25 protein-coding genes and 1 pseudogene are annotated in these 26,351 nt (G+C 40.0%); 22 read left to right on the top strand and 4 right to left on the bottom strand.

Going from position 1 to position 26,351, the window contains the following annotated elements; all coding sequences use genetic code 11:
* Positions 1-190: 190 nt before the first annotated feature.
* Together EGC82_RS11655 and EGC82_RS11650 are read left to right on the top strand one after the other, a co-directional pair.
* Positions 191-1,609, top strand: coding sequence for a LysM peptidoglycan-binding domain-containing protein (locus tag EGC82_RS11655; protein ID WP_124730913.1), 1,419 nt, complete (start codon positions 191-193; stop codon positions 1,607-1,609).
* A 442-nt stretch (positions 1,610-2,051) separates the two neighbouring features.
* Positions 2,052-2,663: pseudogene (locus EGC82_RS11650) on the top strand (TorF family putative porin); the annotation flags it as partial.
* A gap of 57 nt (positions 2,664-2,720) precedes the next feature.
* On the opposite strand, the gene EGC82_RS11645 reads toward EGC82_RS11650, so the two are convergent.
* The gene (locus EGC82_RS11645) at positions 2,721-3,689 is read right to left on the bottom strand and encodes an alpha/beta fold hydrolase (protein ID WP_124730911.1); all 969 of its coding nucleotides are present in this window, start codon (positions 3,687-3,689) and stop codon (positions 2,721-2,723) included.
* A gap of 646 nt (positions 3,690-4,335) precedes the next feature.
* On the opposite strand from EGC82_RS11645, the gene EGC82_RS11640 reads away from it, so the two are divergent.
* From EGC82_RS11640 to EGC82_RS21360, 20 genes are all read left to right on the top strand, one after another.
* The gene (locus tag EGC82_RS11640) at positions 4,336-4,638 is read left to right on the top strand and encodes a hypothetical protein (protein WP_244212455.1); all 303 of its coding nucleotides are present in this window, start codon (positions 4,336-4,338) and stop codon (positions 4,636-4,638) included.
* Between the two features lie 100 nt (positions 4,639-4,738).
* Complete coding sequence (locus EGC82_RS11635) at positions 4,739-5,173, top strand: DUF2057 family protein (protein ID WP_124730909.1); 435 nt, start codon at positions 4,739-4,741, stop codon at positions 5,171-5,173.
* 125 nt (positions 5,174-5,298) lie between these two features.
* A complete protein-coding gene (locus EGC82_RS11630; protein ID WP_124730908.1) occupies positions 5,299-5,769 on the top strand; it encodes a MerR family transcriptional regulator in 471 nt (156 codons plus the stop codon).
* Complete coding sequence (locus EGC82_RS11625; protein WP_124730907.1) at positions 5,769-8,015, top strand: heavy metal translocating P-type ATPase; 2,247 nt, start codon at positions 5,769-5,771, stop codon at positions 8,013-8,015. The genes EGC82_RS11630 and EGC82_RS11625 overlap by 1 nt, the downstream gene beginning before the upstream one ends.
* 10 nt (positions 8,016-8,025) lie before the next feature.
* Positions 8,026-8,376, top strand: coding sequence for a cupredoxin domain-containing protein (locus EGC82_RS11620; protein ID WP_124730906.1), 351 nt, complete (start codon positions 8,026-8,028; stop codon positions 8,374-8,376).
* A gap of 209 nt (positions 8,377-8,585) precedes the next feature.
* The gene (locus tag EGC82_RS11615; RefSeq protein ID WP_124730905.1) at positions 8,586-8,951 is read left to right on the top strand and encodes a cation transporter; all 366 of its coding nucleotides are present in this window, start codon (positions 8,586-8,588) and stop codon (positions 8,949-8,951) included.
* A 179-nt stretch (positions 8,952-9,130) separates the two neighbouring features.
* Positions 9,131-9,508, top strand: coding sequence for a hypothetical protein (locus EGC82_RS11610; RefSeq protein WP_124730904.1), 378 nt, complete (start codon positions 9,131-9,133; stop codon positions 9,506-9,508).
* A gap of 123 nt (positions 9,509-9,631) precedes the next feature.
* Entirely contained in the window at positions 9,632-11,065 is a 1,434-nt protein-coding gene (locus tag EGC82_RS11605; protein ID WP_124730903.1) for a TolC family protein, read from the top strand.
* On the top strand, positions 11,062-12,600 hold the full coding sequence (locus tag EGC82_RS11600; RefSeq protein WP_124730902.1) for an efflux RND transporter periplasmic adaptor subunit: 1,539 nt from the start codon (positions 11,062-11,064) through the stop codon (positions 12,598-12,600). Before EGC82_RS11605 ends, EGC82_RS11600 begins: the two co-directional genes overlap by 4 nt.
* Positions 12,601-12,602: 2 nt before the next feature.
* Positions 12,603-15,734, top strand: a complete 3,132-nt coding sequence (locus EGC82_RS11595) for an efflux RND transporter permease subunit (RefSeq protein ID WP_124730901.1) — start codon at positions 12,603-12,605, stop codon at positions 15,732-15,734.
* A gap of 211 nt (positions 15,735-15,945) precedes the next feature.
* Positions 15,946-16,293, top strand: a complete 348-nt coding sequence (locus EGC82_RS11590) for a hypothetical protein (protein ID WP_244212454.1) — start codon at positions 15,946-15,948, stop codon at positions 16,291-16,293.
* Between the two features lie 137 nt (positions 16,294-16,430).
* A complete protein-coding gene (locus tag EGC82_RS11585; protein WP_124730899.1) occupies positions 16,431-16,946 on the top strand; it encodes a DUF411 domain-containing protein in 516 nt (171 codons plus the stop codon).
* Positions 16,943-19,051 carry a copper resistance system multicopper oxidase gene (locus tag EGC82_RS11580; RefSeq protein ID WP_124730898.1) on the top strand — a complete coding sequence of 703 codons (2,109 nt, stop codon included), beginning with the start codon at positions 16,943-16,945 and terminating at the stop codon, positions 19,049-19,051. Before EGC82_RS11585 ends, EGC82_RS11580 begins: the two co-directional genes overlap by 4 nt.
* Before the next feature lie 11 nt (positions 19,052-19,062).
* A complete protein-coding gene (locus EGC82_RS11575; protein WP_124730897.1) occupies positions 19,063-19,776 on the top strand; it encodes a copper resistance protein B in 714 nt (237 codons plus the stop codon).
* Between the two features lie 115 nt (positions 19,777-19,891).
* Positions 19,892-20,314: a copper resistance CopC family protein gene (locus EGC82_RS11570; RefSeq protein WP_124730896.1), complete on the top strand. Its 423-nt coding sequence runs from the start codon at positions 19,892-19,894 to the stop codon at positions 20,312-20,314.
* Between the two features lie 14 nt (positions 20,315-20,328).
* Positions 20,329-21,225: a copper resistance D family protein gene (locus EGC82_RS11565; protein ID WP_124730895.1), complete on the top strand. Its 897-nt coding sequence runs from the start codon at positions 20,329-20,331 to the stop codon at positions 21,223-21,225.
* A gap of 29 nt (positions 21,226-21,254) precedes the next feature.
* Positions 21,255-21,746, top strand: a complete 492-nt coding sequence (locus EGC82_RS11560; protein WP_244212453.1) for a YybH family protein — start codon at positions 21,255-21,257, stop codon at positions 21,744-21,746.
* Between the two features lie 166 nt (positions 21,747-21,912).
* Positions 21,913-22,452: a type II toxin-antitoxin system antitoxin DNA ADP-ribosyl glycohydrolase DarG gene (gene darG / locus EGC82_RS21365; RefSeq protein WP_208646898.1), complete on the top strand. Its 540-nt coding sequence runs from the start codon at positions 21,913-21,915 to the stop codon at positions 22,450-22,452.
* A 152-nt stretch (positions 22,453-22,604) separates the two neighbouring features.
* On the top strand, positions 22,605-22,739 hold the full coding sequence (locus EGC82_RS21725; RefSeq protein ID WP_279629994.1) for a hypothetical protein: 135 nt from the start codon (positions 22,605-22,607) through the stop codon (positions 22,737-22,739).
* Positions 22,732-22,932, top strand: coding sequence for a hypothetical protein (locus tag EGC82_RS21360; protein ID WP_208646897.1), 201 nt, complete (start codon positions 22,732-22,734; stop codon positions 22,930-22,932). The genes EGC82_RS21725 and EGC82_RS21360 overlap by 8 nt, the downstream gene beginning before the upstream one ends.
* 621 nt (positions 22,933-23,553) lie before the next feature.
* On the opposite strand, the gene EGC82_RS11550 is transcribed toward EGC82_RS21360, so the two are convergent.
* The 3 genes from EGC82_RS11550 to EGC82_RS11540 all read right to left on the bottom strand — a co-directional run bounded on the left by EGC82_RS11550 (position 23,554) and on the right by EGC82_RS11540 (position 26,153).
* Complete coding sequence (locus EGC82_RS11550; protein ID WP_124730894.1) at positions 23,554-24,849, bottom strand: tyrosine-type recombinase/integrase; 1,296 nt, start codon at positions 24,847-24,849, stop codon at positions 23,554-23,556.
* A gap of 78 nt (positions 24,850-24,927) precedes the next feature.
* Positions 24,928-25,242: a hypothetical protein gene (locus tag EGC82_RS11545; protein WP_124730893.1), complete on the bottom strand. Its 315-nt coding sequence runs from the start codon at positions 25,240-25,242 to the stop codon at positions 24,928-24,930.
* A 458-nt stretch (positions 25,243-25,700) separates the two neighbouring features.
* Positions 25,701-26,153: a hypothetical protein gene (locus EGC82_RS11540; protein WP_124730892.1), complete on the bottom strand. Its 453-nt coding sequence runs from the start codon at positions 26,151-26,153 to the stop codon at positions 25,701-25,703.
* Positions 26,154-26,351 lie beyond the last annotated feature (198 nt).

Here is a 26,351-nt window from a genome sequence, read left to right as displayed (position 1 = left end):
ATGATGGAACATGACCTCATTAATAAGGTGAATATATTTATCGCTAAAGCTATTGGTGAGCGTTGCTAAATAGGCTTTTTAAAACTGATGGATAGAAAAATAAAACTCAATTACAATATAGGACTTTTGCTTTAAAAAACTCGCGCTATAAACATAAAATAACAGCGTAATATTTGAGGAACACCTTTAATTGAGAACACCAATTTTCCTTATCGCAACAGGCTTTATCCTGTTAAGTGGTTGTCAAACGGTTGCAATTAAAGATGCCGATGCAGATAACAATATAAATGCTGCTAATAAAACAATCTCATCAACGATCCCTAAGTTCTTAGCTCGGCGAAATTATCAAGACAGTGGTGATGTGTGGGAGCGTATTCGTTATTCAATGGATATGCCGATTCCTGATGAGCAGTTAGTTAACCAATATCGACAATGGTACATTGATAATCCACAACATCTTGAGAGCATTTCGCAACGCGCCAAGCCGTTTTTGTATTTAATTGTGCAAGAGTTTGAACATCGAGATTTACCTATCGAATTGGCTTTATTGCCTATGGTTGAAAGTTCATTTAATCCCTTTGCTTATTCTAGCGCCGATGCATCAGGGCTATGGCAGTTTACTTCGCCGATGGCGAGCCATTTTGGCTTGCAAATGAATTGGTGGTACGACGGTCGAAAAGATGTACCTGCAGCAACAACTGCAGCATTAGATATGCTTCAATACTTGTATAAAAAGACCGACAACTGGTTATACGCATTGGCCGCATACAATGCTGGTGAAGGCCGATTACGTGAGGCGATTAGATATAATGAATCTAGAGGGCTAAGCACAGACTTTTGGTCTTTGCCATTACCTAAAGAAACCAGGCAATACGTGCCGCAATTACTGGCTATTGCTGACGTAATAAAAAATGCGCAACATTATGGCATTAATCTACAATCCATTCCGAATAAACCGCTGGTTGAAGTTATTGATATAGGCAGCCAAATAGACATCTCAGTGGCAGCCGACCTTGCTAATATACCCATTGCTCGGTTACAAAAATTAAATCCTGGATTTAATCGCTGGGCGACATCACCAGATGGACCACATCAATTGATTGTACCGGTGAGTAAAGTCAGTGAGTTTAAAAAAGCACTGGCAGATACAGATATTAGTGAACGAGTTAAATGGTACAAATACCAGATAAAAGCCGGTGATAATATTAGTACTATTGCCAAGCGCCATCAAACTTCGGTGTCTAAAATTCAAGCAATGAATGACATCAGTGGCGATAAAATCGTTGCCGGTAAATTTTTATTTATGCCACATACTGCATCGCAAATTATTCTCGATGTTGAGTTTGCCGCAGCTCAATCTGCTCAACTAATGGCTCAAAAACACACTATCCCTAATAAACCAGTCTTAATGACAGTGGCCAGTAGCCCTCAAGTTAACGGTAATCATACGGTCCAAAATGGCGATACACTGTGGAGTATTGCTAAAGTCTACAAGGTTAGCGTTGAGCAGATCACTAGCTGGAATAACATGACCGACAAAGACACGTTAAGCGTAGGTAAAACCTTGAGATTTTATCACCAGCCAGTGAGCAAACAACAACAGCTTTAATGTTAACCTCAACACGCTCAAGTATTTATCCCAAATTGCGCCTCAGCTAACACCTCAGCTAACACCTCAGCTTAAAAGTGAGGTTTTACGCTTTAAAACCAAAAGTGAATATGGTGAGCTTGTCATCTTGAGTTTCACATCATGCACACTGACTAAGGTGAAGTGGGCAAGCTAGTCAAGCCGCGTTAGCAATACCTCTAATCATCAATTTTGAATCAAGGCTGCTTTTAGCCTCAAGGCTGACCTACTTGTTTTGGCTCAATTTTAGATGCAAACAAACGTTTATTCAGGTTCGATAATATGACCCAGATCATGTTAAATATTGGTGTTCATAATTCTTCATATTTGTTACCTATCAATTCACATCACACTCAATAGCCATTCATAAGTTTTGAATATAGTCGCTCTATCAACGAGAACATTCATTTTTAGGGTGATAAATATGAACATCAACACAACTCAATTAGCTCAGTCAATATTGTTAAGTAGCTTAATCCTATCGGCGAGTGCTTTTGCCGATACGACAACGAATCAAGATGTCTTGGGTGGCACGATTAACGGTAAATTAACCTTTGCTTCTGATTATGTTTTTCGAGGTGAATCAGAAACCATGGATGGCGATGTCCCTGTGGTGCAAGGCACTCTTGGTTGGGGTAATGATTTTGGATGGTATGTCGGCGTGTTTGCTTCAAACGTTAAGTTTGCTGATCCCAATTTAGAAATTGTCACCGCACCTTATATTGGTAAAGCAGGCAAATTTGGCGATAGCAGTATTAGTTACGACGTTATGGTATTTTCTTATCTTTATCCTGGTGCCTCTTATTCTAATTACACTGAATTATGGATTAAAGTCGGTAAGCAATTTGGACACGCTACGGTTCAACTTGAAGTGACTCCAACAATAGATGATTGGTTTGGTGTTGATGGCTGGCAAGGTATTAACTACGCCGTTCACCCAAGCTATGCATTTGATAATGGTGTCAATGTTTCAGCCAGTATCGGTTATCAAGGTTTAGAGGGTGAAGGTGCTGAAGGCTGGGGACACTGGAACATTATAAAAAAGAGGCTAAGCCGTTACCCTCTACAGTAGTTTATTAAACTCTGGTATGGCTTATGACTTTATGGATGGAGGATGCGTTGCTAAGAATTTTTTTACCGCCAATACTGTTGATTGCGGATCTTCTTCATGAGGCACATGGCCTAACTCATCAAACACAACTAATGTGCTGTCAGCGATATCTCTATTAAATTGAATTGCATACTTAGGCGGAATTAACCTGTCTTTGGCTCCCCATAGTATCAATGTGGGTACATCAATCGTGTTAATCTTATTGACCAAAAGTCCAGGTAATGTCTGTTTAAAGCGCGCTTTCAAGGCGTCTCGATTACCTCGTCGAAGCGATAGGTCGTAATATCGGTCAATTAATTCATCGCTGACCAAATCAGGATTACCGTAAACATTCTTAACACTGCGTGCCACCAATGATTTAGGTAGAACATTTTTTAACAACACACTGGTTAACGGATTTTGTGATAATTTAAACGCCAGTGGTATTGATTCAGGTTCAAAAGGGTATCCACTGGAATCAACCAACACTAATTTCGACACTCTATTCGGGTACCGCACAGCAGTGGCCCAAGATACATATCCCCCTAAAGAGTTACCTGCTAACACGCAATTTTGTATCTTTAATTCATCGAGCACTGCAGCAACGACATCAGCGTAATGTTCAATGGTGTAATTATTGTCAGGATCGGGCCCGGTCAATCCAAATCCAGGTAAGTCGAAACGAATAACTCTGCGCTGTTCTTTTAATGCGTCTGCCCAACCATCCCAAGTATGTAAAGACGCACTTGTACCATGGATTAACACTATGGGTTCTTGATCAGACTTTGGCCCTTCATCTCTTAAGTGAATATTCATTCCTGCAATGTTAACAAACTGCGAAGGCGGTTGAGCCCAACGCTTACTCAGCTCTGCAACTGACTTATCAGGTGCTTGATTAAGATAAATAAAAATAGCAAGGCAAGCTAAAAGAACCAACAACAGATATAAAAAATATTTCAACAATCCGAACATTTGTGCACCTTATTATTGTTATAGGTATGATTGCTAATAAACATTAACAACAGTGTTCGTTAGGTTAGATTTCCACTTAAGACTACATTGCAAATGAGATAAATCTTTGCTCAGTAGCTTCACATAACGACAGCCAAATAGTTACAATAATGTTAATAGCTGGCTTGCAGCATACACAATGACATTTGTTATCACAATATCCCCACAACAAGATGCATAGGCTCTCTTAAGTGCAAAGTATAGCTTATATTGTTGAGGTTTATTGGTCGTTAAATATGTTGGAAATTATATTTATCATGATAAAACAATAAGATAATTTTATGCTAAAGAGTTTGTTAACAAATACTAGCCTAGCTAATAGCATTATATAACTGATATAGCATGCATCAGACCGTTTTAGGCAGATAGAGGCGTTCTCTGTCGTGCGGGTATTAACGTATTTAGCTCTTTAATCACTGACTAGGCATCATATCGTTAGTCGCTAAATGTATGATTGCTAAATGTGTAGTTGCTAAATGTGATGTGAGTCGAATAAATGTTACTGAAAATTGCTATAGTGAAATCATATTCGGTTTCTTGGACACCATAAATGCTAAAAGTGTTGTTAAATATAGCGATTATATTATCACTAGTAGGGCAATTGTTGATGCCTAGCTTCGCTATGTCTAATGAAATGCTTAAGTCTACACAAATGACGATGTCTGACGCACAATCGAGCAGCTCTCATCAGTCAGTAATGATGGACACTGACTGTGATAACGACCCTAATTGTTGTTTAGGTGATATGAGTCAATGTATTAGTCATTGCCATGCGATCGCGAATACTTTTACGTTGTTTACAGCCATAGAGCTTATCACTATAGGGCTAACCAGTGCGAAGGCCAGTTTGCCTTTATGGGTATCAACCCCTTCTAATCTATCCAGCCAAAACCCACCTCCAATAGCTTAACTCTTTATCCAAATTAATCATCTATATCAGTTACCTATATTAATTTATAAAGATTTTTGTTGCTGTCATTATCAGTATCAAAAAGCTAACGGAGTTTATTATGAAAAAATTTATTGCTATCTCAATACTATCTTTAGCCAGCTCAGTATCAATGGCTGCCACTATCTCATTACCAGACTATTTGATTTTTGCTGCAGTCGATGGAGAACCGGTTTCAAATAAAAGTCAATTAGAGGTTTCACCTGGTCAGCATTTAATTGAATTACAGTTTTACGAACTGTTTTCCTCCGGGCCTGATGATACTAATTTCATTAAGTCTGATGCGTTATATTGGAGTTTAAATTTAACAAATGATGAAGATATTCAAGTTAATACCAAAGATATCCTTTCTGCGAAAAATGCCAAAAATTTTATCAAATCACCACTAATAACATTAGATAGCGCCAGTATTAAAGGTGAAACCGTCAAGTTAGTTAATCACCAAGAGTTAATGGCTATCATCATGAAACAACACAGTAAAATGATGCAGCACTAACCTTCTAATAATAGGGCGCTCAAATGCGTCCTATTATTTAAAATTCAAACCTTACTTGACCTGTGTGTAACACATAGGTTTATAGTCAAACTATCGTAACGGTTAACGTTAGCTTTGGGAGGCATATGAAAGTGAATCAACTTGCTAATGACTTAGGCATTACCGCTGACACAGTGCGATTTTACACTCGCATTGGATTGCTGAATCCTAATAAATCTCCAGTAAATGGTTATAAAATCTATAACGACAAAGATAAGTCGCGTATGCAATTTATTTTAAGCGCTCGTAAACTTGATTTTTCAGTTGATGAAATTAAAGTGATTTTTTCAAAAACCGATCACGGTGAAAGTGCATGTCACCTTGTGCGGGCATTAGTAAAACAAAAACTGGATGAAACAGAGCAACAATTTAATGAAATGGTCAAACTAAGATCACGACTTTCACAGGCCGTAGACCAATGGTCAACCATGCCAGATAACCTGCCGACAGGAAACATGGTGTGTCATTTGATTGAAGGTACCCACCAAGCTAACCTTCCTACAGCAAGTGTTCCTCAGCATAACAAGGTTACCTTAACATCAACGGAGGTTAAGTAATGGATCACACTACACACTCACCTATGCAACTCAATATCCTCGGCGCAGGCTGCGCGAGTTGTGTTGGCAAAATTGAAAAAGCGATTAACAGCGTGCAAGGCGTTGATTCGGCCGAAATGAACTTTGCCGACAGAACGGTACTGGTTACGGGTAAAGCGTCTGCCGAGTTGATTATCAAAGCGGTAGAAAGTGCCGGTTATAACGCCACTCAAATACAGGCTGAGTCGGCAGAAGATGCCATGAACGAGAAAGAACAGGCTGATTTACAACATTATAAAAGTTTATTGCGCCATACCTTTATCGCATTGTCCGTCGGTATTCCGTTGATGATTTATGGACTTTTTATTGGCGAAATGACGGTATCAACCCTATCAGAGCAAGTGGTGTGGGGACTGGTTGGTGTGATGACTCTGGCCATTATGCTGATCTCCGGTAGGCATTTTTATATCGGTGCCTGGAAATCATTTTTAAACCATAATGCCAATATGGACACCCTCATCGCCTTAGGAACCGGTACAGCTTGGGTTTACTCGATGTTGATTGTTGCATTTCCACAATTATTTCCCGAGATGGCAAGGCATGTTTACTTTGAAGCGACCGCAATGATTATTGGTTTAATTAATCTTGGTTTAGCACTCGAAGTTAAAGCACGCGGTAAAACCTCTGAAGCCATTAAGCGTCTCATTGGCTTGCAAGCTAAAACGGCTCGGGTTATCCGTGATGGAAAAGACCTCGATATCGACATTGCCCATGTATTACTTAACGATCACGTTAGAGTTCGCCCAGGCGAAAAAATCCCCGTCGATGGAGTGGTTATTGAAGGTAACAGCACCATTGATGAATCAATGTTGACCGGTGAGCCAATGCCAGTTGAGAAAGTGCTTGGTGATGATGTGGTCACTGGTACTTTGAATAAATCAGGCTCAATCATATTTAAAGCCACACGGGTCGGAAAAGATACCGCATTGGCGCGCATTATTAGTATGGTCAAACGGGCGCAAAACTCTAAGCCGCCGATTGGACGTTTAGCTGATGTTATTGCCGCTTACTTTGTGCCCGCCATTATGATCATCGCGATAGTCAGTGCCATGGTGTGGTTTAACTTTGGCCCTGAGCCATCGAGCGTATTTGCCATCGTGTCAGCAACAACGGTATTAATTATTGCTTGTCCTTGTGCGCTAGGACTCGCAACGCCAATGTCGGTCATGGTCGGCGTAGGTAAGGCGGCTGAATCAGGGGTGCTTATTCGTAACGGTGAAGCATTGCAAACCGCGTCTAAAATCACCGCCATGATATTAGATAAAACTGGCACCATTACCGAAGGTAAACCGCAAGTTACCGATATTATTTTGGTTAATGCCGACAGTGAAGAGCAGGTACTTGCCTTGTCTGCTGGAATTGAAAGTCACTCAGAACACCCATTAGCTCAAGCCATTGTTGAAAGCGCACATGCTAGAGGCATTGATGCGATTAACACAGAACACTTTACTGCCATTTCGGGCAAAGGTGTCGAAGCTGAAGTGGATGGACAGATATTATTATTTGGTAATAAAAAACTGATGCAAGACAAACACATTGATATTGGTCTTCATGAAGCAAAAGCTCAAATATTAGCAGAAGAGGCTAAAACACCAATGTATTTGGCTCTTGCGGGGAAGTTACTGGCCATTATAGCGGTATCAGATCCAATAAAGCCTGACTCAATCGAAGCGATTGCGAGACTGAAACGCAGTGGCATTAAAGTGATTATGTTAACCGGAGACAATAAAGCGACCGCAGCAGCAGTGGCTAAAAAAGTCGGTATTGATGACTTTTTCGCAGAAGTCATGCCAGAAGATAAAGCCAATAAAGTGGCAGAACTTCAGCAACAAAATGAAGTGGTAGGTATGACCGGCGATGGCATTAATGACGCCCCCGCATTAGCGTTAGCCGATGTCGGCTTTGCTATTGGAACAGGCACAGATGTAGCGATAGAAAGTGCTGATATTACCTTAATGCGTGGATCACTTCATGGCTTAGCCGATGCGATAGCCATTAGTAAAGCAACGCTGCGCAACATTAAACAAAACTTGTTTGGCGCTTTTATTTATAACGTTGCGGGTATTCCCTTAGCGGCAGGTGTGCTTTTCCCTGTTTTTGGTATTTTGCTAAACCCAGTCATTGCAGGGGCTGCGATGGCCTTTTCATCACTTACCGTAGTGAGTAACGCTAACCGTTTACGTTTGTTTAAAGCCAAAGAACACTAGGAGGCTTAACATGTTAATTAATTTACTGTGTATCGCATTAATCGGTTTTATCATTTGGTGGTTTTGGCTGTATAAACCATCAAATGAAACTAAGGTTGATGCCAGCACATCGATACTGGTTAAAGACGGGGTGTATTCGCCTGCAAGAATTAAAATAGCGGCTAATACACCAACGGAGATAACCTTTTTACGCCAAGACAAATCCGGATGTTCCGCCACAGTCTTGCTACCCGACTTGGAGATTAGCCAAGATTTAGCGCTGGATAAACCGACGACGATAGCCTTACCGGCACTAGAAAAGGGTGAGTATCCATTTCATTGTCAGATGCAAATGTATAAAGGAGTATTGATTGTTGAATAATCACTAGTTACCCATAAGTCTTTTTCAATATGTTGGTATCAATGATGAAGATAATTGCAGCACTAGAATGTGCATTTTTTAACTTTTAAATCAAAACTTTGATTCTAACCTATGCGGTTTACCTCTTAGGTTAGAAAATTGGCCGTTTTTTAATTACCTTTTACCTAAATCATCAGAATAATGATGAGTTAATGATTAAGAGAGGCATTATGAGTGATTTTGAACATAGACCGGGCGTTAAAGAAGCCACTTTAGTTGTCAGAAACCTAAGATTAACTGGAGTAGATAATCAAAATTTAGAAGCATTAAAGACTGAGATAGACAAACTGTTTGGCATAGACGAAGTGATTTATAATGACAAATCGGGATCTATTTATCTAGCCTATGATGCCAGTCATATCAATTTAGAAGGTATTGAAGCGGTTATCAGAAAGCATGGTGCTCATATTCATAACGATTGGTGGACTAATGTGAAGGAAAGTTACTACCAATTTGTGGATCAAAACATCAAAGATAATGCAAATCATCAACCACATAGTTGCCACAAACCCCCACCAGGATCCAAGATAAGTTAAGACAATTAGATGTTGATTTTTATCGACACTGACTATCTTTTGTAAGAGCTTTCGAAGTGTGATCTATGTCAAGTATCAGTAGTTTAAAGTAAAAAAACACTACAGTTAACTAGGATGATTTAGTCAAGTTGAGTTAACATTAATAGCACTAATTATATTGGAGTTTTATCTTGAGTCGTATGCGAATTATCACCGTGATGCTTATCTTGATGACATTTGTCAGTCAAGCTTTTGCGTCTGTGATTTTGCCATGCCCCTCTGATATGAATTTAATGTTAAGTAAATCAAATCCAGTGAATACCGCTGCGACTAACGCTTGCCATCACCAATTAACATCAGATGCTGATGCCGTTAAAACACTTACAGCAGACACTGCTGATTGTTGTGATAATCAATGTGATTGTCCGATAGGTACTTGTTTTTCAATTGCCCTTGAAATGAAAATTGTCCAATCAGTAACTATCTCAAGTTTGAGTAGTTTTATATCTGGTTTGACTCAAAATACGACTCCGCAATATAACTCTTCTTTATATCGTCCTCCAATATTTTCTTGTTAGATAGGAAAGGCTTGATCAATTTTTGATCGCCTTCCTGTTCATTTATCTTTTTTAAAATAAATTAACAAGATATTACCTTTGTTCGAATTAAATTCGAGCATTGGTGATTAATTTGGAGGCTTTATGTCTTTAATTTACAAGAAGTTGAGTGAAATTTACACTCAATATATTCTAATAGTAGTGATGCCCTTTATTGGTATTAGCGCTGCGGTATATGCGGCAGAACCAGTACAGACATTATCACTGGAAGAAGCAGTTTATCTCTCTCAATCAAACGATCCCTGGTTAGTCAGTAATCAATTTCAACAAGATGCTATTAAATCTGAGAGTATCGCGGCAGGAACCTTACCAGATCCAAAAATCAGTGTTGGTTTAGCTAATTTGTCCATAAACACTTTTGATTTTGGACAAGAAGCAATGACTCAAATGAAAATTGGTGTCACTCAAATGTTTCCCCGTGGGGATAGCTTAAGTTTACGCCAACAACAACTTGAGCTAACGGCTGAGCAATATCCTTTCTTAAGACAAGATAGACGAGCAAAGTTAAGTGTCACCACAGCTCAAATTTGGTTTGATGTATATAAAGCGCAAGAGAGCATTGCACTGATTGAGCGCAATCGTAACTTATTTGAACAACTATCAGATGTTGTTAAAGCAGGGTATTCATCTGCTTTAGTTAAATCTAATCAGCAGGATATTATTCGTGCTCAGTTAGAGGTGACCCGTCTTGAAGATAAGCTGACCGTTTTGGCTCAGCAAGAAGATATGTTTAAACAGAAATTATCTGAATGGGTGGGTAAGGCATTTGTTGATGAATATCGAATAGATCATGAACAAGATTATGAGCTGTTATTTTCGACGTTTACCGTCCCTAATATACTTCCTCAAATTAAACTAACGAATCCTAATCTTTATTTCGATGAGGAAAAAAGCCAACATTACCAACAGGCTCTGTATGAAGCGTTCTCTGTTCATCCACTCATTTCAGCATTAGAGCAAAGGATTGAATCAAGCCGAAAAGGTGTCGAGTTAAAAAAGCAATTGTACAAGCCTGAATGGGGTGTAAATGCTGGATACAGTTATCGAGGCGATGATCCTATGGGTAATTCTCGCGATGATTTGCTATCAATTGGCGTGAGTTTTGATTTACCAATATTTACTTCGTCAAAACAAGACAAGCAAGTTCAAGCCGCTATTTATCAATCTGAATCAATTAAAACGGAAAAGTGGTTACTGCTTCGAAACATGATGGCGTCATACGGTACTGCTAAAGCGCAACTTCTTAAATTGGAACAACGTCAGACACTCTACAACGATTTTTTATTACCTCAAATGCAAGATCAAGCTGATGCGTCGCTAACGGCTTACACAAATGATAAAGGTGATTTCGCTGAAGTCGTACGTTCCCTCATTGCTCAATTAAATACTCAATTAGATGCTTTGGCCATTAACGTTGATTTACAGAAAGTTAAGGTTCAATTGAACTATTTTTTTACCCCTAAAGTGGGTCCAGTTAGTATCTCGCATGAATCGTATGTTGATGGAGAAGCAAAATGAACAGCAATTTGAAAATGATCAGCATATTAGTTATCGGTATTCTTACTGGTATTAGTGCGACAATCCTATATACACCACAGAATCAAGTAGTTTCAGAGGACAAAGAAAAAGCTAAGCCATCATATTGGGTCGCACCTATGAATCCTAATTTTCGTAGCGATAAACCCGGGAAATCACCCATGGGTATGGACATGATACCAGTGTACGAAGATGCAGCTGGCTCGACAGATTTTGGGCCGGGAGCCGTTACTATATCGCCAGCTGTTATTAATAAACTGGGTGTACGCACAACTGAAGTCACTTTAGGTACACTTCAAAATAATATTAAAACAGTGGGTTATGTTCAATATGATCAAGACCACCTTATTTATATTAATCCTAGGGTAGATGGATGGGTTGAAGAATTATATGTCAAGGCTGCTGGTGATCCGGTTATTAAAGGACAACCTATATATTCAATTTACTCTCCAGCTTTAGTTAACGCGCAAGAGGAAATGTTACTCGCATTAAATCGAAAAGATCAGCGCCTAATTACAGCATCTGAAGAACGATTAAAAGCGTTACAAATACCAAGCTCGGCAATTCAAGCGCTACGTAAAAATAGAACGGTCAAACAAAATATTACATTTTATGCTCCTCAAAGTGGAGTGATTGATAATTTGAATATACGGGAAGGATCTTTTGTTAAACCGGGTATGACAATGTTTTCAATTGGTTCATTATCACAGGTATGGGTCGAGGCCGAGATTTTTGAACGCCAAGCCAACATGGTTAAAGTTGGGCAAATTGTTGAAATGAAATTAGATTATTTGCCTGGTCAATTTTGGCAGGGCAAAGTTGATTACGTCTATCCGACATTAGACAGTAAAACAAGAACGTTAAAAGTGAGATTACGTTTCGATAATACCAATGCGGCATTAAAGCCAAATATGTTTGCACAAGTGTCGATCAAAACATTAAGTGATGAGGACGTATTACTGTTACCAAGGGAGGCGGTTATTAGAACCGGAAACTCTGATCGAGTAGTACTTGCTCTCGGTGAAGGTAAATATAAATCTGTTGCAGTGACGGTAGGGCGATTAGATGATGACAGTATTCAAATTGAATCAGGGCTGTATGAGGGCGATGTTGTCGTCTCATCTGCACAGTTTTTATTGGATTCAGAATCAAATAAAACCTCGGATCTTAAACGCATGACAGCACATGAAGATGAGCAATCCGATATCCAAGCCATCACCTCTGATACCGCCTGGGTAGAAGCAAAAGTAAATAGTCTTATGGCTGCACATCGAATGATTAATGTGGACCATCAAGCTGTCAGTGAATGGGACTGGCCATCAATGACCATGGATTTTACCGTTGATGACAGTGTGGACTTCTCTGTATTTACCGTTGGTACTGTGCTTCATATTGAATTAGAAAAAACATCAGATGGCGCGGTAAAAGTGGTGGATATACGCACTCCTAAAATCACTGATGAGGTTTCTAATACAACACATGAAGCTGATCATTCAGGAATGGAATCGGGAGAATAGCCATGATTGAATCAATTATACGTTGGTCTGTTGCGAACAGATTTTTTGTCTTGCTTGCCAGTGCTATTCTCGTCGGCGCGGGTTTATTTTCACTTAAAAATACCCCTATTGATGCTTTGCCTGATTTATCTGATGTTCAGGTAATCATTAAAACAAGTTATCCAGGTCAAGCCCCTCAAGTGGTAGAAGACCAAGTGACTTATCCATTAACGACAGCCATGTTATCGGTGCCAGGTGCAGTAACGGTCAGGGGCTTCTCATTTTTTGGTGATTCATATGTCTATGTCATCTTCGATGAAGAAACCGATTTATATTGGGCTCGTAGTCGTGTGTTGGAGTACCTCAGTCAAGTCGTTTCAACGTTACCGGATAATGCAAAACCTCAATTAGGCCCTGATGCAACAGGAGTGGGCTGGGTATATTTATATGCACTCGTCGATAGAACAGGTAAGCACGATATTAGTGAGTTACGCAGTCTACAGGACTGGTTTTTAAAGTATGAATTACAAACTGTCCCTGGCGTGTCTGAAGTGAGCGCTCTAGGCGGGATGGTCAAACAGTATCAGATTAAGGTAGACCCTGATAAATTACGTGCCTTTGGCATACCTTTAACGGCTATTCAAATGGCGATTAACCGTGGTAATCAAGAAATTGGTGCCTCAGTTGTCGAAATTGCTGAAGCAGAATATATGGTTCGCGCAACAGGGTATCTTGAGAGTAAAGAGGATATAGGAAACATCCCTTTAGGCGTTAACAATAATGGTACACCATTACTGTTAAAAGATGTTGCGGATATAGGGACTGGACCGCAAATGCGCCGAGGCGTAGTCGATCTCAATGGTGAAGGTGAGACGGTTGGCGGCATTATTGTGATGCGATTTGGTGAAAATGCACAAAAGACTATTGATGGCGTTAAAGCTAAATTAGAGACATTGAAGAAAGGTCTTCCTGAGGGCGTGGAAGTAGTGACCGTTTATGATCGCAGTGGTTTGATTGAGCGAGCTGTATCAAACCTAGGTTTTAAACTATTAGAGGAATTTTTAGTCGTTGCTTTAGTCTGTATGGTCTTTTTGGCGCATGTAAGATCATCACTTGTAGCGATTGTTAGTTTGCCTGTTGGTATTTTAACTGCATTTACTATCATGCACTTACAAGGTTTAAATGCCAATATAATGTCTTTAGGTGGTATTGCTATTGCGATTGGCGCCATGGTCGATGGTGCCATCGTCATGATTGAAAATATGCATAAGCATATGGAACGAACGCCATTAACTCCTGAAAACCGTTGGCAGATCGTTGCGCGCTCTGCCAGCGAAGTTGGCCCTGCATTATTTTTTAGTCTACTGATTATTACTGTTAGTTTTTTACCGGTATTTACCCTCGAAGCACAGGAGGGAAGGATGTTTTCACCACTTGCATTTACTAAAACTTACGCAATGGCTGCATCGGCAGCGTTAGCTATTACCTTAGTACCAGTGCTAATGGGATACTTTATTCGGGGAAAAGTGCTTCCTGAACATAAAAACCCCGTTAATCGATTGTTAACTGCTGCATATATGCCAGTGTTGAAAAAAGTACTGGCATTTCCGAAAATAACACTTTTATTTGCGTTATTCGTGTTGGCAATTGGTGTATGGCCACTAAATAAAATTGGTAGTGAGTTTATGCCTCCATTAGATGAAGGAGATCTAATGTATATGCCAACAACTTACCCTGGTATTTCTATTGGTAAAGCGCGCCAATTAGTGCAACAAATGGATAAGTTAATTTACACAGTGCCCGAGGTTAAAACCGTATTTGGCAAGGTTGGCCGAGCAGATTCGGCAACGGATCCTGCACCTTTGACAATGGTGGAGACGTTTATTCAACTTAAGCCAAAAAGTGAATGGAGAGAAGGCCTGACGACTGAGAGTTTGAAACAAGAATTAGACTCGTTAGTTAAGTTACCCGGTGTGACGAACGCATGGGTAATGCCCATTAAAACCCGAATTGATATGTTAGCGACGGGGATCAAAACGCCAGTAGGCATTAAAATTGCGGGTCCTAGTCTCAATGAAATTGAGAAAATAGGTAAACAATTAGAGGAAATCCTTAAAGATGTTGAGGGCACCGCGTCAGTATATGCTGAGAGGGTTGCAGGTGGACGGTATATCAAAGTCGATATTCAACGGGAGAAAGCCGCTCGATACGGTCTAAATATTGCTGATATTCAACAAGTTGTGTCCACTGCAATCGGTGGTATGAATATTTCACAAACAGTTGAAGGATTAGAGCGATATCCTATTAATTTACGCTATCCTCAGGATTATCGAAATTCTCCTGAAGCATTAGCTTTATTACCTATAGTCACTCCGCAAGGTTTAAGAATTTCTTTGGGTGATGTAGCAGATATTGTTATTGAAAATGGTCCTCCAGGCATTAAAAGTGAAAATGCTCGCCTTAATGGTTGGGCTTATATTGATATTGATGGTGTCGATATCGGTAGTTATGTTGAAATAGCCCAAAAAGTTGTCAGTGATAAACTGGTACTACCCGCGGGTTACTCTATCACTTGGGCTGGTCAATATGAATATATGGAAAGAGCTAAAGCAAAGCTTACTTACGTAGTGCCATTAACGTTATTTATTATCATTATTTTATTGTTTATGAATTTCCGCAATATTGTTGAGGTCGGGATTATTGTAGGAACATTGCCTTTTGCTATGGTGGGTAGCATCTGGTTAATGTATCTACAAGGTTTCAACTTTTCAGTTGCTGTAGGGGTAGGGTTTATTGCATTGGCGGGTGTCGCTGTCGAAATTGGTGTCATTATGCTTGTCTATTTAAACCAAGCTTATAGAGAAGCGATTGATCATAGTTCGCAGCAACTAGAAACGTTTGATGAACTAAAGTTGACTCAATCTGTTATTCAAGGTGCAGGTATGCGTGTACGTCCTGTAATGATGACCGCAGCGGCAATCATAGCAGGGTTATTACCGATCCTTTATGGTACAGGAACTGGTTCCGAGGTGATGAGTCGAATTGCTGCGCCAATGGTAGGCGGAATGGTCAGTGCAATCATACTGACACTATTAATTGTTCCTGTTGTGTTCTTCTTATGGCGTCGTACTCAATTGAGACATGAGAAACGATAGTGGTAAGTTGATTAGAATATCGATGCAGATAAAACTATCTGCATCGTTATATTTTATGTTTAATTGATTTTAATTCTAGTTATTAGAATGATGTTCTAATAACTATTTAATGTAATATTGTTAATAAAATATTCATTGCTAAACTAAGATTTTCTTATTATTATTACTCTATAATCATTGGAGATATATTTTGCGTAGAGTCCATTTAATCATGATGTTTGTTTTACTGACGTTTGTCGGTCAAACTTTTGCGTCTGTGATTATGCCTGGTACTATGCCAATGAGTTCAATGACGACTTCAAATATTCCTGCTGAAAATGGCAAAGCATGTCATGACGCTAGTATGCAAATGAACATGGATATGAATGATAGTGCGGATGATAGTTGCTGCGCCCAAGCGTGCCATTGTCCTGTCGGCTCATGCTTATCTGTTGCTTTAACCATGGCAATGCCAACACTTAAATCAGAAGTCAGTTTAGTTAATTCTGCAACAATGTTTACCTCAGCACTAATGCCTCAGTATTTTTCATCTTTATACCGTCCTCCAATATTTGCCTAACATAGGCACAGTTACGCCCTTTTTTTGCTAACTGTCCTAGCCAATCATGTAGTTTCAATTTTTTAACTTTTTCGGTTAATAAACTGACATTAAACCGCGTTGTTTAATGTAACGAAATTTGATTTGGAGGCAATGTTATGTCTGCCCTATATCGCAATACTATTAGTTTTTTTCGTGTCATAGGTACTATGTTTATTCTGCAAATTATGGGAGGGATATTACCTGCCAATGCAGCAGAGCCCGACACTACGGCGCCATTACTCACTGTTTATAAAGATGCCAATTGTGGTTGCTGTGAGAAATGGCTTACTCATATTAGTGAGCGTGGATTTAGTGTTGATGCCTACAATATTAACAACCTTTATGAGTTTAAACTGTCAAAGGGTATTCCTGCTTCAATGCAATCTTGCCATACCGCAGTGTCATCTCAAGGTTATGTGTTTGAAGGGCATATCCCTGCAATATTCATTAGTCGTTTTTTAGCAACACCCCCTAAAGATGCTATCGGCCTAACCGTACCCGCTATGCCTGTGGGCAGCCCTGGTATGGAGTACCAGGATAAATTTATGCCATACCAAGTATTACTGTTGAAAACAGATGGCAGTAGCCAGGTTTATGCCCAAGTAAACTCGCTTGAGGAGTCAGTGCAATGAAATCTCAATACATGATAAAACCCATGATTCAAAAGCCAAACAGTGAACTGAACAACAGCCGACGTCGGTTTGTGTTTGGTGCATCTGCCATGTTGGCATTGATGTCGATCCCTTTTCCTAAAAATGCCTTTGCCAATGCGTTAAGCCAATCGTTGAGCCAGCTTTCTGGCAAAGTGTTCGACTTATCAATTGATTATAAAATGGTTAATTTTACCGGAAAATCTGCTCGGGCCACTGTGGTAAACCAATTACTGCCCGCGCCGTTATTACGTTGGAAAGAAGGTGAAACAGTCACCTTAAGAGTAAAAAACAATCTCGACCATGATAGCTCTATTCACTGGCACGGTATTATTTTACCCACCGAAATGGACGGTGTGCCTGGCTTTAGCTTTGATGGCATTAAACCCGGTGAAACATTTGAGTATCAATTTACAGTCCAGCAAAGTGGCACATATTGGTATCACAGTCATTCAGGCTATCAAGAACAAACCGGTTTATTCGGCGCTATTGTGATTGATCCAGCGACCCCCGATCCGGTCATATATGACCGTGACTATGTGATCATGCTGTCTGATTGGTCTGACGAAGCCCCTGAAAACATTTATGCCAAATTAAAGAAACAAGCCGATTACTATAATTACCGTGAGCGTACGGTAATGGATTTTTTCTCTGACGTGAATAAAAATGGCTTAGCCAATACCTGGAACGCCCGTTCGATGTGGAATAACGCGCGCATGAGTGACACAGATATTTCTGATGTGACTGGTTCAACTTACACCTATTTAATGAATGGCAACCCTCCACAACAGGGCTGGCAAGGGTTGTTTGAACAAGGTGAGAAAGTGCGCTTGCGCTTTATTAATAGTTCTGCAATGACCATATTTGATGTGCGTATACCGGGTCTCAAAATGAGTGTTGTCGCCAGTGATGGTCAGAACATTCAACCTGTATCTGTGGATGAATTTCGAATAGGTGTTGCTGAAACCTATGATGTGGTTATTGAGCCAGAGGTTGATAATGCCTACTGTATTTTTGCTCAGAGTATCGACCGCACCGGCTTTACGGTAGGTAACCTTACCTCAGATGCCAGTTTACATGCTCCTATTCCCCCAATGGATCCTAGGCCAGTGCTTGGCCACAGTGATATGGGCATGGACATGAATGGCATGGACATGAATGGCATGGACATGAATGGCATGGACATGAATGGCATGGACATGAATGGTATGGATCATAGCAAGATGGACATGGGCGCAGGTGAGATGTCAGGCATGGACCACAGCAAGATGGCTATGGGTGGCAGTGATATGTCAGGCATGGATCACAGCAAGATGGCTATGGGCGCAGATGATATGTCAGGCATGGATCACAGCAAGATGCCTATGGGTGGCGGTGATATGTCAGGCATGGATCACAGCAAGATGGCTATGGGCGCAGGTGATATGTCAGGCATGGATCACAGCAAGATGGACATGGGCGCTGGTGATATGTCAGGCATGGATCACAGCAAAATGGCCATGGACGCTGCGAAAGCGACAGTATCAGGATTAGGGCTTGCAGGCTTTGGCAGTAACAATGAAATTAAACACATTGATACTGAGTTTGGTCCGCAAGTGGATATGCGTGCCGATGCACCAAAAAGTGGCTTACACGATCCCGGCATTGGGCTGCGCGACCATCAACAACAATTCAACCGTAAAGTATTAACTTATGGCGATATTAAAGGCTTACATCCTACTTACGACACGCGCCAACCAAGCCGCGAAATTCAACTGCATTTAACCGGCAATATGAACCGATATATGTGGTCTGTAAATGGGGTGAAATTTATGGACGCCGCGCCATTAGAGTTTGAATACGGAGAAAGACTGCGGATCACCTTAGTGAACGACACGATGATGACTCACCCTATGCATTTGCATGGTATGTGGAGTGAGTTAGAGACAGGCGACCCTGATTTTATTCCACGTAAGCACACGGTATTAGTTCAGCCGGGCTCTAAGATCAGTTACTTAGTCACCGCCGATGCCAAAGGGCAATGGGCATATCATTGCCACTTGTTATTCCACATGCCAGGCATGTTCAGAAAAGTCGTGGTGAAATAAGGGGAATACAGATGAATAAAACGAATTTAATGGCCTTGGGACTGTTGAGTCTGAGCGCCACATCGACCAGTACAGCTGTGTTTGCCGGCGGTAATGATGACCCTCTATTAACAAAAGTCATGCTGGATCAATTTGAAAAAGGCGTTGATCCGCAAGATCCTACCCAGTTTAGTGCACAAGCCTGGTTAGGTTACGATTTGAATAAGTTGTGGCTTAAAACTGAAGGTGAATATTCAAATAGTGATAAACAAGATTTTGAAATTCAGGCTCTTTACAGTAAGCCCATCGCACCATACTGGGATGTACAATTCGGTATTAAAACCGATATCAAACCTACGCCGAACCGTAATTGGGCTGTGATTGGGGTTCAAGGGTTAGCGCCATATTTCTTTGATATTGACGCTGCCTTATTCATCGGTGACCAAGGCCGTACGGCTATGCGCTTGAGTGCGGAATATGAACTGTTAATCACTCAAAAATTGATACTCACACCTGAAGTAGAAGTTAATTTATTTGGTAAGGACGATGCTGAACTTGGAATAGGCTCAGGCTTATCTGACATCAGTGCAGGGCTGCGATTGAGATACGAGATTGTTCGAGAGTTCGCGCCCTATATCGGTGTGGATTGGCGTCAGAAACTTGGTAATACCGCCGATTACGCCCGAATTGAAGGGGAGGATACACAAGAAACCCAGTTTGTCATTGGTTTTAGAGCGTGGTTCTAAGACCTCGTTCGTACACTGAGTTTTAAGCTTGGCGCCAAGATGCTAGATAAGCCAATATTTAATCATTTATATAAACCGTTTTTCAATTGTTATAAACAATATAAAAGGAAATATCATGAAATTATTTAACAACGTTTTAGTCGTAACAAGTCTATTCCTGAGTGCTTCAGCATTTGCTCATGTCGGACTGGGCAGTTCTATGCCCGCTAACGGAGCCATGCTAAGTCAAGCCCCAACAACCCTTGAACTGACCTTTACGGCTCCGGTACGTTTAGTCAAATTAACAATGCAAGATGACAAGCAGCAAAGCGTACCGCTAACATTACCTTCAAGTGCGACCAGCCAAGCAGCATTTTCGTTCGCTCTACCAGCATTAAACGCAGCTAATTACACAGTTAACTGGATGATCATGGGTGACGACGGTCATAAGATGAAAGGCAACATGAGCTTTATGCTTCACGACTCTGGCATGAACACTCGCAGTGCACCGCCTATGACAATGGAGCATGAGACTAGCGAGCACACTGCACATCAATAAGTGGATGAGTAAACATGATATTAAGCGTATTTGAAATATCGGTGTTGATATCTAAATGGGTTATCTATCTGAGTGTTGCCGCCGTTATTGGCGGCACATTGATGCAATATCTCATTAAGGGTCAACCGAACCTTGGTATTAGCGTTACAAAATATACCGGCTTAGGTGCTGTTTTGGGGTTGATTGCCGTTAGTATCAATTATTTTGCTCAAGTAGGGGCTTTTGCTGAAAACGGCTTGATGGGAATATTTGATGCGCAGATGCATGCTTTTCTGTGGCCAACCCAGGTAGGGCAAACGGTGCTTTGGCGCTTAATCGGCTTTGGGTTAATGCTAGTGGCTAGTGGTTTACTGTTACATAAGAACCGATATATCAAAACGTTTTCTGCGGTATTAGCCATTATCAGCTGTCTGTTAATTGCTGTCACGTTTACTTTTATTGGCCACAGCACTGAAGTTGGATTACTTGCTCAAGGCTTAATACTGATACATGTGCTAATTATTGGTAGTTGGATAGGTGCTTTTTATCCATTATGGAAATTATGTAGCACCGATGAAAACATCGTCATCAAAAATGTCATGGATACATTTGGTCGTTTAGGCATAGTGATTGTCATTCTCGTGTTGCTTTCAGGCATGGGAATGGTGTGGATGTTGTTTGATAGTCCCACTGAATTATTCAGTTCCAATTATGGTATTGCGGTCACCATCAAGCTCTGTTTGGTGGCTATCATTTTGTTTATAGCAGCATGGCATAAATTGGTTTTAGTACCGAAATTAACGATTGAGAACCCATCACTCGCCAAACAAAAACTACAAAAATCGATTGGATTAGAAGCATTAATAGCAGTACTGATATTAGCGACAACAGCGGTACTTTCGAGCGTGCTAGGTCCTATGAGCCTTGGGTAATGGATATAAATAAAAGTAGAGGAATAATAATGAAAAATAGACCGATAACAATATTACTAACGGGCGCGATGTTATTAATATCAGCAGGTTACAGTAGCTTAAGTTTGGCCCATGGAGATGAAACTCATGTTGTCGAAAAAACTCAGTTTATTGGCATAGATTCTGCTGCAGGCAAGGTCGTTAAACAATTCCACAATGCTTTAAAAACAGGAAATGAAGCGCTTGTCAGGCAATCACTAGCTGAAAATGTCCAAATTTATGAAGGTGGCAAAGTGGATCGTTCACTGGCTGAATATGCCAGCCATCATTTACATGCTGATATGGCCTACCTAAAAGGATTAACCATTACGCTCACAGAGCATCAAGTGGCCATAACCGGTGATATTGCGATTTCTACAGCAATCAGTCATGCACAAGGTGAGTATAAAAGTAAAAGTGTTGATTCAATCAGCATGGAAACGCTGGTACTGACTAAACAAGTCGATGGAACTTGGAAAATAATCCACGTGCACTGGTCGTAATATAACGCTATCTAACATATAGAAATAGATTATTTGTTAGCATATTTAAAGCACCACATTGATAAATATCAGTATATCTAGAGTGCCAACTGAAGCTAATATTTAGGTTAACTTCGGTTGGGCACTTCTAGCAATTGCACAAGATAATAAAGTTTAGGACAATAACATGGCGATTAAATCAGTAGAAGGCGACTTACTACAGCAACAAGATGTTGATGCCATTGTAAATACAGTTAATTGTGTTGGCGTAATGGGCAAAGGTATTGCGCTGCAGTTTAAGAAAAAGTGGCCCGCTAATTTCAAGGCTTATGCCGCTGCGTGTAAAGCGGATGAAGTCAAACTAGGACAAATGTTTACCTTTGAACTAGGCGCGATGGCGTTACCTAAGTTTATCATTAATTTCCCTACTAAAGGCCACTGGCGCAATGCTTCTCGACTTCAGGATATAGAAAGCGGACTTAAGGATTTGGCTAAACAGATCCAATTACACAATATTCGTTCAATTGCTATTCCTCCATTAGGCTGTGGCAATGGTGGTCTTGATTGGGCTGAGGTTAACCCACTGGTTATTCAATATTTATCGGCAATAGAGTTACTCGAAGTTCGCCTGTTTGAACCCACAGCTCTAATCAAAGCAACAGTATTGGTAACTAATCGCTCAAGGCCAAAAATGACACCGGGCAGGGCAGCCTACTTGCACTGCTAGAAACCTATAAAAGTGTTAATTATGGTTTATCAAAAATTGAAGTACAGAAGCTCGCCTATTTTCTTCAAATTGCTGGCCAAGATTTAAAACTCAAGTTTGTTAAACATCACTACGGTCCTTATGCCGACGCATTAAGGCATGCGCTTGAACGTATGGACGGCCACTATATTCAAGGTGTCGGCGATGGCGTTGTTGAGGCTGAAATAGCGCCTGTAGATGAAGCCTTAATTGAAGCTAAGCTGTTTTTAGGCAAAGCAGATTCGACCATAAATTCAAAGTGTGGCTGATTTAATTGAAGGCTATCAATCTCCTTATGGAGTGGAGTTATTGTCTACAGTGCATTGGGTTGCTAAAAATGAAGGTGCGAATACGCAAGAGCAAGCTTTCGACTTAATTCAACATTGGAATGATCGTAAAAAGCAGTTGATGACAATGCAGCATGTCGAATCTGCGTGGGTGCGATTAAAGCAACAGTCTTAGATTTAATAACGGTATATTTACGCGCAGAGTTTGACGACAAATGTGGTTCAGTGACTGTAATTGAACATTTAAGGCTTCTGATTTCAAATGATGGTAATACAGAACTTCTAAGTACTTAAAATATCTTTCTCATTAAAAAATTCTTAATGCTCAAACTTTTGGTGCTAAGCGTATTTTTCTCAAACATACTGACTTAACGCGCTATAAAATTGGAGGGTTAGATAAAAGTAGTTATCTATTTACCCTTAAATAAGGGTGGAGTTAAGACCCGTTTAATCTTAGGAAGTTAAACGATAAATAGGTACTGGCTAAAAACGATAGGTTGGACTATCCGGTAATTCTCAAACTTTCTGACTTTAAGCGCTTTTTTCTCATACATTTTGACTTTAAGCGCACACAGGTATTAAGTAACAATACACACATACTCTATTTAACATAATATACATTGTGCGCATAGTTATGTGCAGGTCATATATGCGTACATTTGCTGTTATGTTAAATATCGAGATTGATAGTTATTGTATGGTTCCTGTACGTATAGCGTAATTTATCGCATCAACACGATGTTTAACATCGTGCTGAGATTGCATGCTTTAAGTTTTTACGGCTTGTGCCTAACAACTATTTAATCTCAGCAAGATGATTTAACGGTTTGTTGAATGCACTTTGATGTCGTTCAGTTTGTGTGGTGTGTAAATACTGTGATGTGGTGTCGATGCTTTCATGGCCAGCATCGGCCTGGACATGTGATAACGGTCGACGGTTGATATTGATGTCATGCGTGATCCCGGTGTGGCGAATATTGTGGGCGCTGAGTTTTCGCATCAGTTGACTGTCATGCTCAAAACCATCCTTGGCTGCATTGTCTGCGGCTAAGTTAATCAGTTTATCTATTTCGTCACGTATGTGCCTAATACCAAGATTGGCATTGATGACACCAGATTCACGCCCGTGGGCTGCAGCTTTGTGGCGCACAAATATAGGATGCTGATCGTTGATATTAGGTAAATCACTCAAGTGTAGAAATCGTCGATAATCAACTAAGCCTGCCAGTAATGCTTTTGAGATTGCAATATTGCGGGCTTTGCCGCTTTTAGAAAATGGCACGTGAAAATACCAGACACCAGAATGTGGATCTTGTCTAAACTGGCTCATGATTGGCGCATAACCTGCGCGTGCACTGATTTCAGAGATACGTAAATAGCAGCTATATAATAGTGTAATTAAAAATAAGCTGCGTTGATGTTGCTCTGGTTGGGCAATCGCTAACTGGCTAACGGTGCTAATAACATAAGACCATTGAAGTTCGGTAAAAGCATGATGATTGTTGTCTTCATCTATGGTGAATTTGCGTTTTATGGCAAACCGACTGTGCTTTAACCATAACTGAGCTGGATTTCGCTCGGTGTATTCTTCACTAATTAAGTAACCATAAAATGATGATAATATGGCGACTTTAGTCTTTAGTGCATTATCACTGAGTTGATATGGCAGGCATTTCCCAAGGTGTTTTTTACCAATAAACGGTCGCCATTGTGGATTTGGTGCTCGTTCATTAGCGGTTTTATCGAGTTTAAACTGTGCGACATTGAAATAACCTATTAATGCTATTGGCGGTGATTGGCAGTAATCGATGTATTTGGCGATGTCTTTGCGCGTTACGGAAATTGGCGATAATGCGACGACGTCAAAACACCAATGTAGATATGTGGTCAATTCACTTCGATAGGCTTTATAGTTATTTTCAGACTGCTTTTGTTCAAATAACCAATCAGAACAGTGCTCTATAATGAGCCCTGCATCGGCCACCTTTTCAATAGAAATTCTAGTAATATACTGATTTACGTAAGCATTACCCTGTAAAACATACTCTGGCGCATCAAATAGTGGCAATACTGGCGGTAGTTCATCAAGCATAATATTGGGCATAGGGGTAAATATAGGTTATTGATTATATTACTTTATTATACTGTTTTTTGGCTGATGCCGATAATGTTATTTATCGGCATCAAGCTTGCTGATGTTAACTATACGTTTTGAATTCATGCCATTTATATATGTTGTTACGGCTATATCCTGGTCTGATATAAACTGTTGTATGCAATGATCTGCTGCGTTTAGTAACTTATACGGTTGTTGGCATTGCTTATTGTTGCATGTAGACCTTTTTTGGCAACTCCATAGACATAATTGCCAAACCGTTTGTTTACTCGCCCTATCTAAACATTGCAGATCTGCTGCACATAAATGACCTGCTTTGATTAATTGGGCTACTTTATCTGCATCAATAGATACATTTAATCTGTTCATGTTTGCTCCTTGTTTATCGCAATGCCTAGTAAGTGCTAATTTCATATATATATGTTGATGACACAAATACCTCGGCTTACATTGCTGTATATCCCCTACTCAACATGTTTAGTTGAGTGTTATGGGTTAATGATACATTAATGAGAATAGTTATCAATTGCATTGTTGGGCGTAGCAGCACTTCTGTGCGGTTGATCATGATATGACATGAACAAAATTATGCAGATTATCTGTTTGCAGCTTTATCGTGATTAAAAACGATGTTTACTTTGAAGAAAATGTGACACAGATTGTCATATTTTGATGACATTAAATATGATGGTAGCAACATTATTATAGGGATAGAGATTAATCTAAGGTGATAATAATTACGCTATAAAACAGCTAAGCCTATTTGAGTTTACCTCTGCCCTAGCCTGCAGAGGAATGGTTAATTGAGGTTTTTCTTATGACCTATTTTATAATTTTTCGTTATCAGCTAAGAAATCGAACATTAATGTTCGTGGTCGTTGTTGGTAATCAAATGACACAAATACTCGCCATACCATATAATTACTGCTGCATGAGCCAAAAATTAATGCACCTTGATAAGCATTATCTTTTATTAGGGACAATGAAACGGGTATAACGCCCATAAACATATCGCGCCCTTCTATTCTCATTGAAATATTTGTGATCGCTTGATTGCTGTTAAGCGTAACTATTAATGGTTTTTCGCTAGGAGTATTGACGGGATCAATCAGTAAACCAACTTTTAAGTCGGCTACATTTTGATAACATTCTCCTGCAGAAAATTGACATAAACTGGTATCAATACCTAAATCTTTGTTTTCTTGCGTTTCTGGTCTGTCACAGGCTATTAAAAACATTAAGAAAAAGTGTAAAATAAAAATTTGGATAATTTTGTGCACGATTTTTAACCTTTATGGTTGAGTTAGTAACATTATCTTCCAGAGATTGATCTAGATCAACTTTGATATCTTTTGTGAAGTATCTTTTTTGACTTAGCTCAAGTATCATTACACCGCCTCGTGCTAGAGAGAGTTAACATGAGGTAACACCTTGACAAATGGCCTTAAAAATAGCTTAAAAAGCTACTTTTATTAGCC

It is taken from the genome of Shewanella livingstonensis (genome assembly GCF_003855395.1).
In the GTDB taxonomy this organism is placed as follows: Bacteria; Pseudomonadota; Gammaproteobacteria; order Enterobacterales; family Shewanellaceae; genus Shewanella; species Shewanella livingstonensis.
This window is presented reverse-complemented; position numbering and strand designations above follow the sequence as displayed.

What these genes read in the sequence shown, in the direction of transcription:
- EGC82_RS21725 (WP_279629994.1), top strand. Translation starts at nt 22,605, where the DNA reads ATGGACGGCCACTATATTCAAGGTGTCGGCGATGGCGTTGTTGAGGCT.
- EGC82_RS11560 (WP_244212453.1), top strand. Translation starts at nt 21,255, where the DNA reads ATGAAAAATAGACCGATAACAATATTACTAACGGGCGCGATGTTATTA.
- EGC82_RS11595 (WP_124730901.1), top strand. Translation starts at nt 12,603, where the DNA reads ATGATTGAATCAATTATACGTTGGTCTGTTGCGAACAGATTTTTTGTC.
- EGC82_RS11605 (WP_124730903.1), top strand. Translation starts at nt 9,632, where the DNA reads ATGTCTTTAATTTACAAGAAGTTGAGTGAAATTTACACTCAATATATT.
- EGC82_RS11625 (WP_124730907.1), top strand. Translation starts at nt 5,769, where the DNA reads ATGGATCACACTACACACTCACCTATGCAACTCAATATCCTCGGCGCA.
- EGC82_RS11635 (WP_124730909.1), top strand. Translation starts at nt 4,739, where the DNA reads ATGAAAAAATTTATTGCTATCTCAATACTATCTTTAGCCAGCTCAGTA.
- EGC82_RS11620 (WP_124730906.1), top strand. Translation starts at nt 8,026, where the DNA reads ATGTTAATTAATTTACTGTGTATCGCATTAATCGGTTTTATCATTTGG.
- darG (WP_208646898.1), top strand. Translation starts at nt 21,913, where the DNA reads ATGGCGATTAAATCAGTAGAAGGCGACTTACTACAGCAACAAGATGTT.
- EGC82_RS11600 (WP_124730902.1), top strand. Translation starts at nt 11,062, where the DNA reads ATGAACAGCAATTTGAAAATGATCAGCATATTAGTTATCGGTATTCTT.
- EGC82_RS11580 (WP_124730898.1), top strand. Translation starts at nt 16,943, where the DNA reads ATGAAATCTCAATACATGATAAAACCCATGATTCAAAAGCCAAACAGT.
- EGC82_RS11645 (WP_124730911.1), bottom strand. Translation starts at nt 3,689, where the DNA reads ATGTTCGGATTGTTGAAATATTTTTTATATCTGTTGTTGGTTCTTTTA.
- EGC82_RS11585 (WP_124730899.1), top strand. Translation starts at nt 16,431, where the DNA reads ATGTCTGCCCTATATCGCAATACTATTAGTTTTTTTCGTGTCATAGGT.
- EGC82_RS11575 (WP_124730897.1), top strand. Translation starts at nt 19,063, where the DNA reads ATGAATAAAACGAATTTAATGGCCTTGGGACTGTTGAGTCTGAGCGCC.
- EGC82_RS11640 (WP_244212455.1), top strand. Translation starts at nt 4,336, where the DNA reads ATGCCTAGCTTCGCTATGTCTAATGAAATGCTTAAGTCTACACAAATG.
- EGC82_RS11610 (WP_124730904.1), top strand. Translation starts at nt 9,131, where the DNA reads ATGCGAATTATCACCGTGATGCTTATCTTGATGACATTTGTCAGTCAA.
- EGC82_RS11570 (WP_124730896.1), top strand. Translation starts at nt 19,892, where the DNA reads ATGAAATTATTTAACAACGTTTTAGTCGTAACAAGTCTATTCCTGAGT.
- EGC82_RS11630 (WP_124730908.1), top strand. Translation starts at nt 5,299, where the DNA reads ATGAAAGTGAATCAACTTGCTAATGACTTAGGCATTACCGCTGACACA.
- EGC82_RS11590 (WP_244212454.1), top strand. Translation starts at nt 15,946, where the DNA reads ATGATGTTTGTTTTACTGACGTTTGTCGGTCAAACTTTTGCGTCTGTG.
- EGC82_RS11615 (WP_124730905.1), top strand. Translation starts at nt 8,586, where the DNA reads ATGAGTGATTTTGAACATAGACCGGGCGTTAAAGAAGCCACTTTAGTT.
- EGC82_RS11550 (WP_124730894.1), bottom strand. Translation starts at nt 24,849, where the DNA reads ATGCTTGATGAACTACCGCCAGTATTGCCACTATTTGATGCGCCAGAG.
- EGC82_RS11565 (WP_124730895.1), top strand. Translation starts at nt 20,329, where the DNA reads ATGATATTAAGCGTATTTGAAATATCGGTGTTGATATCTAAATGGGTT.
- EGC82_RS11545 (WP_124730893.1), bottom strand. Translation starts at nt 25,242, where the DNA reads ATGAACAGATTAAATGTATCTATTGATGCAGATAAAGTAGCCCAATTA.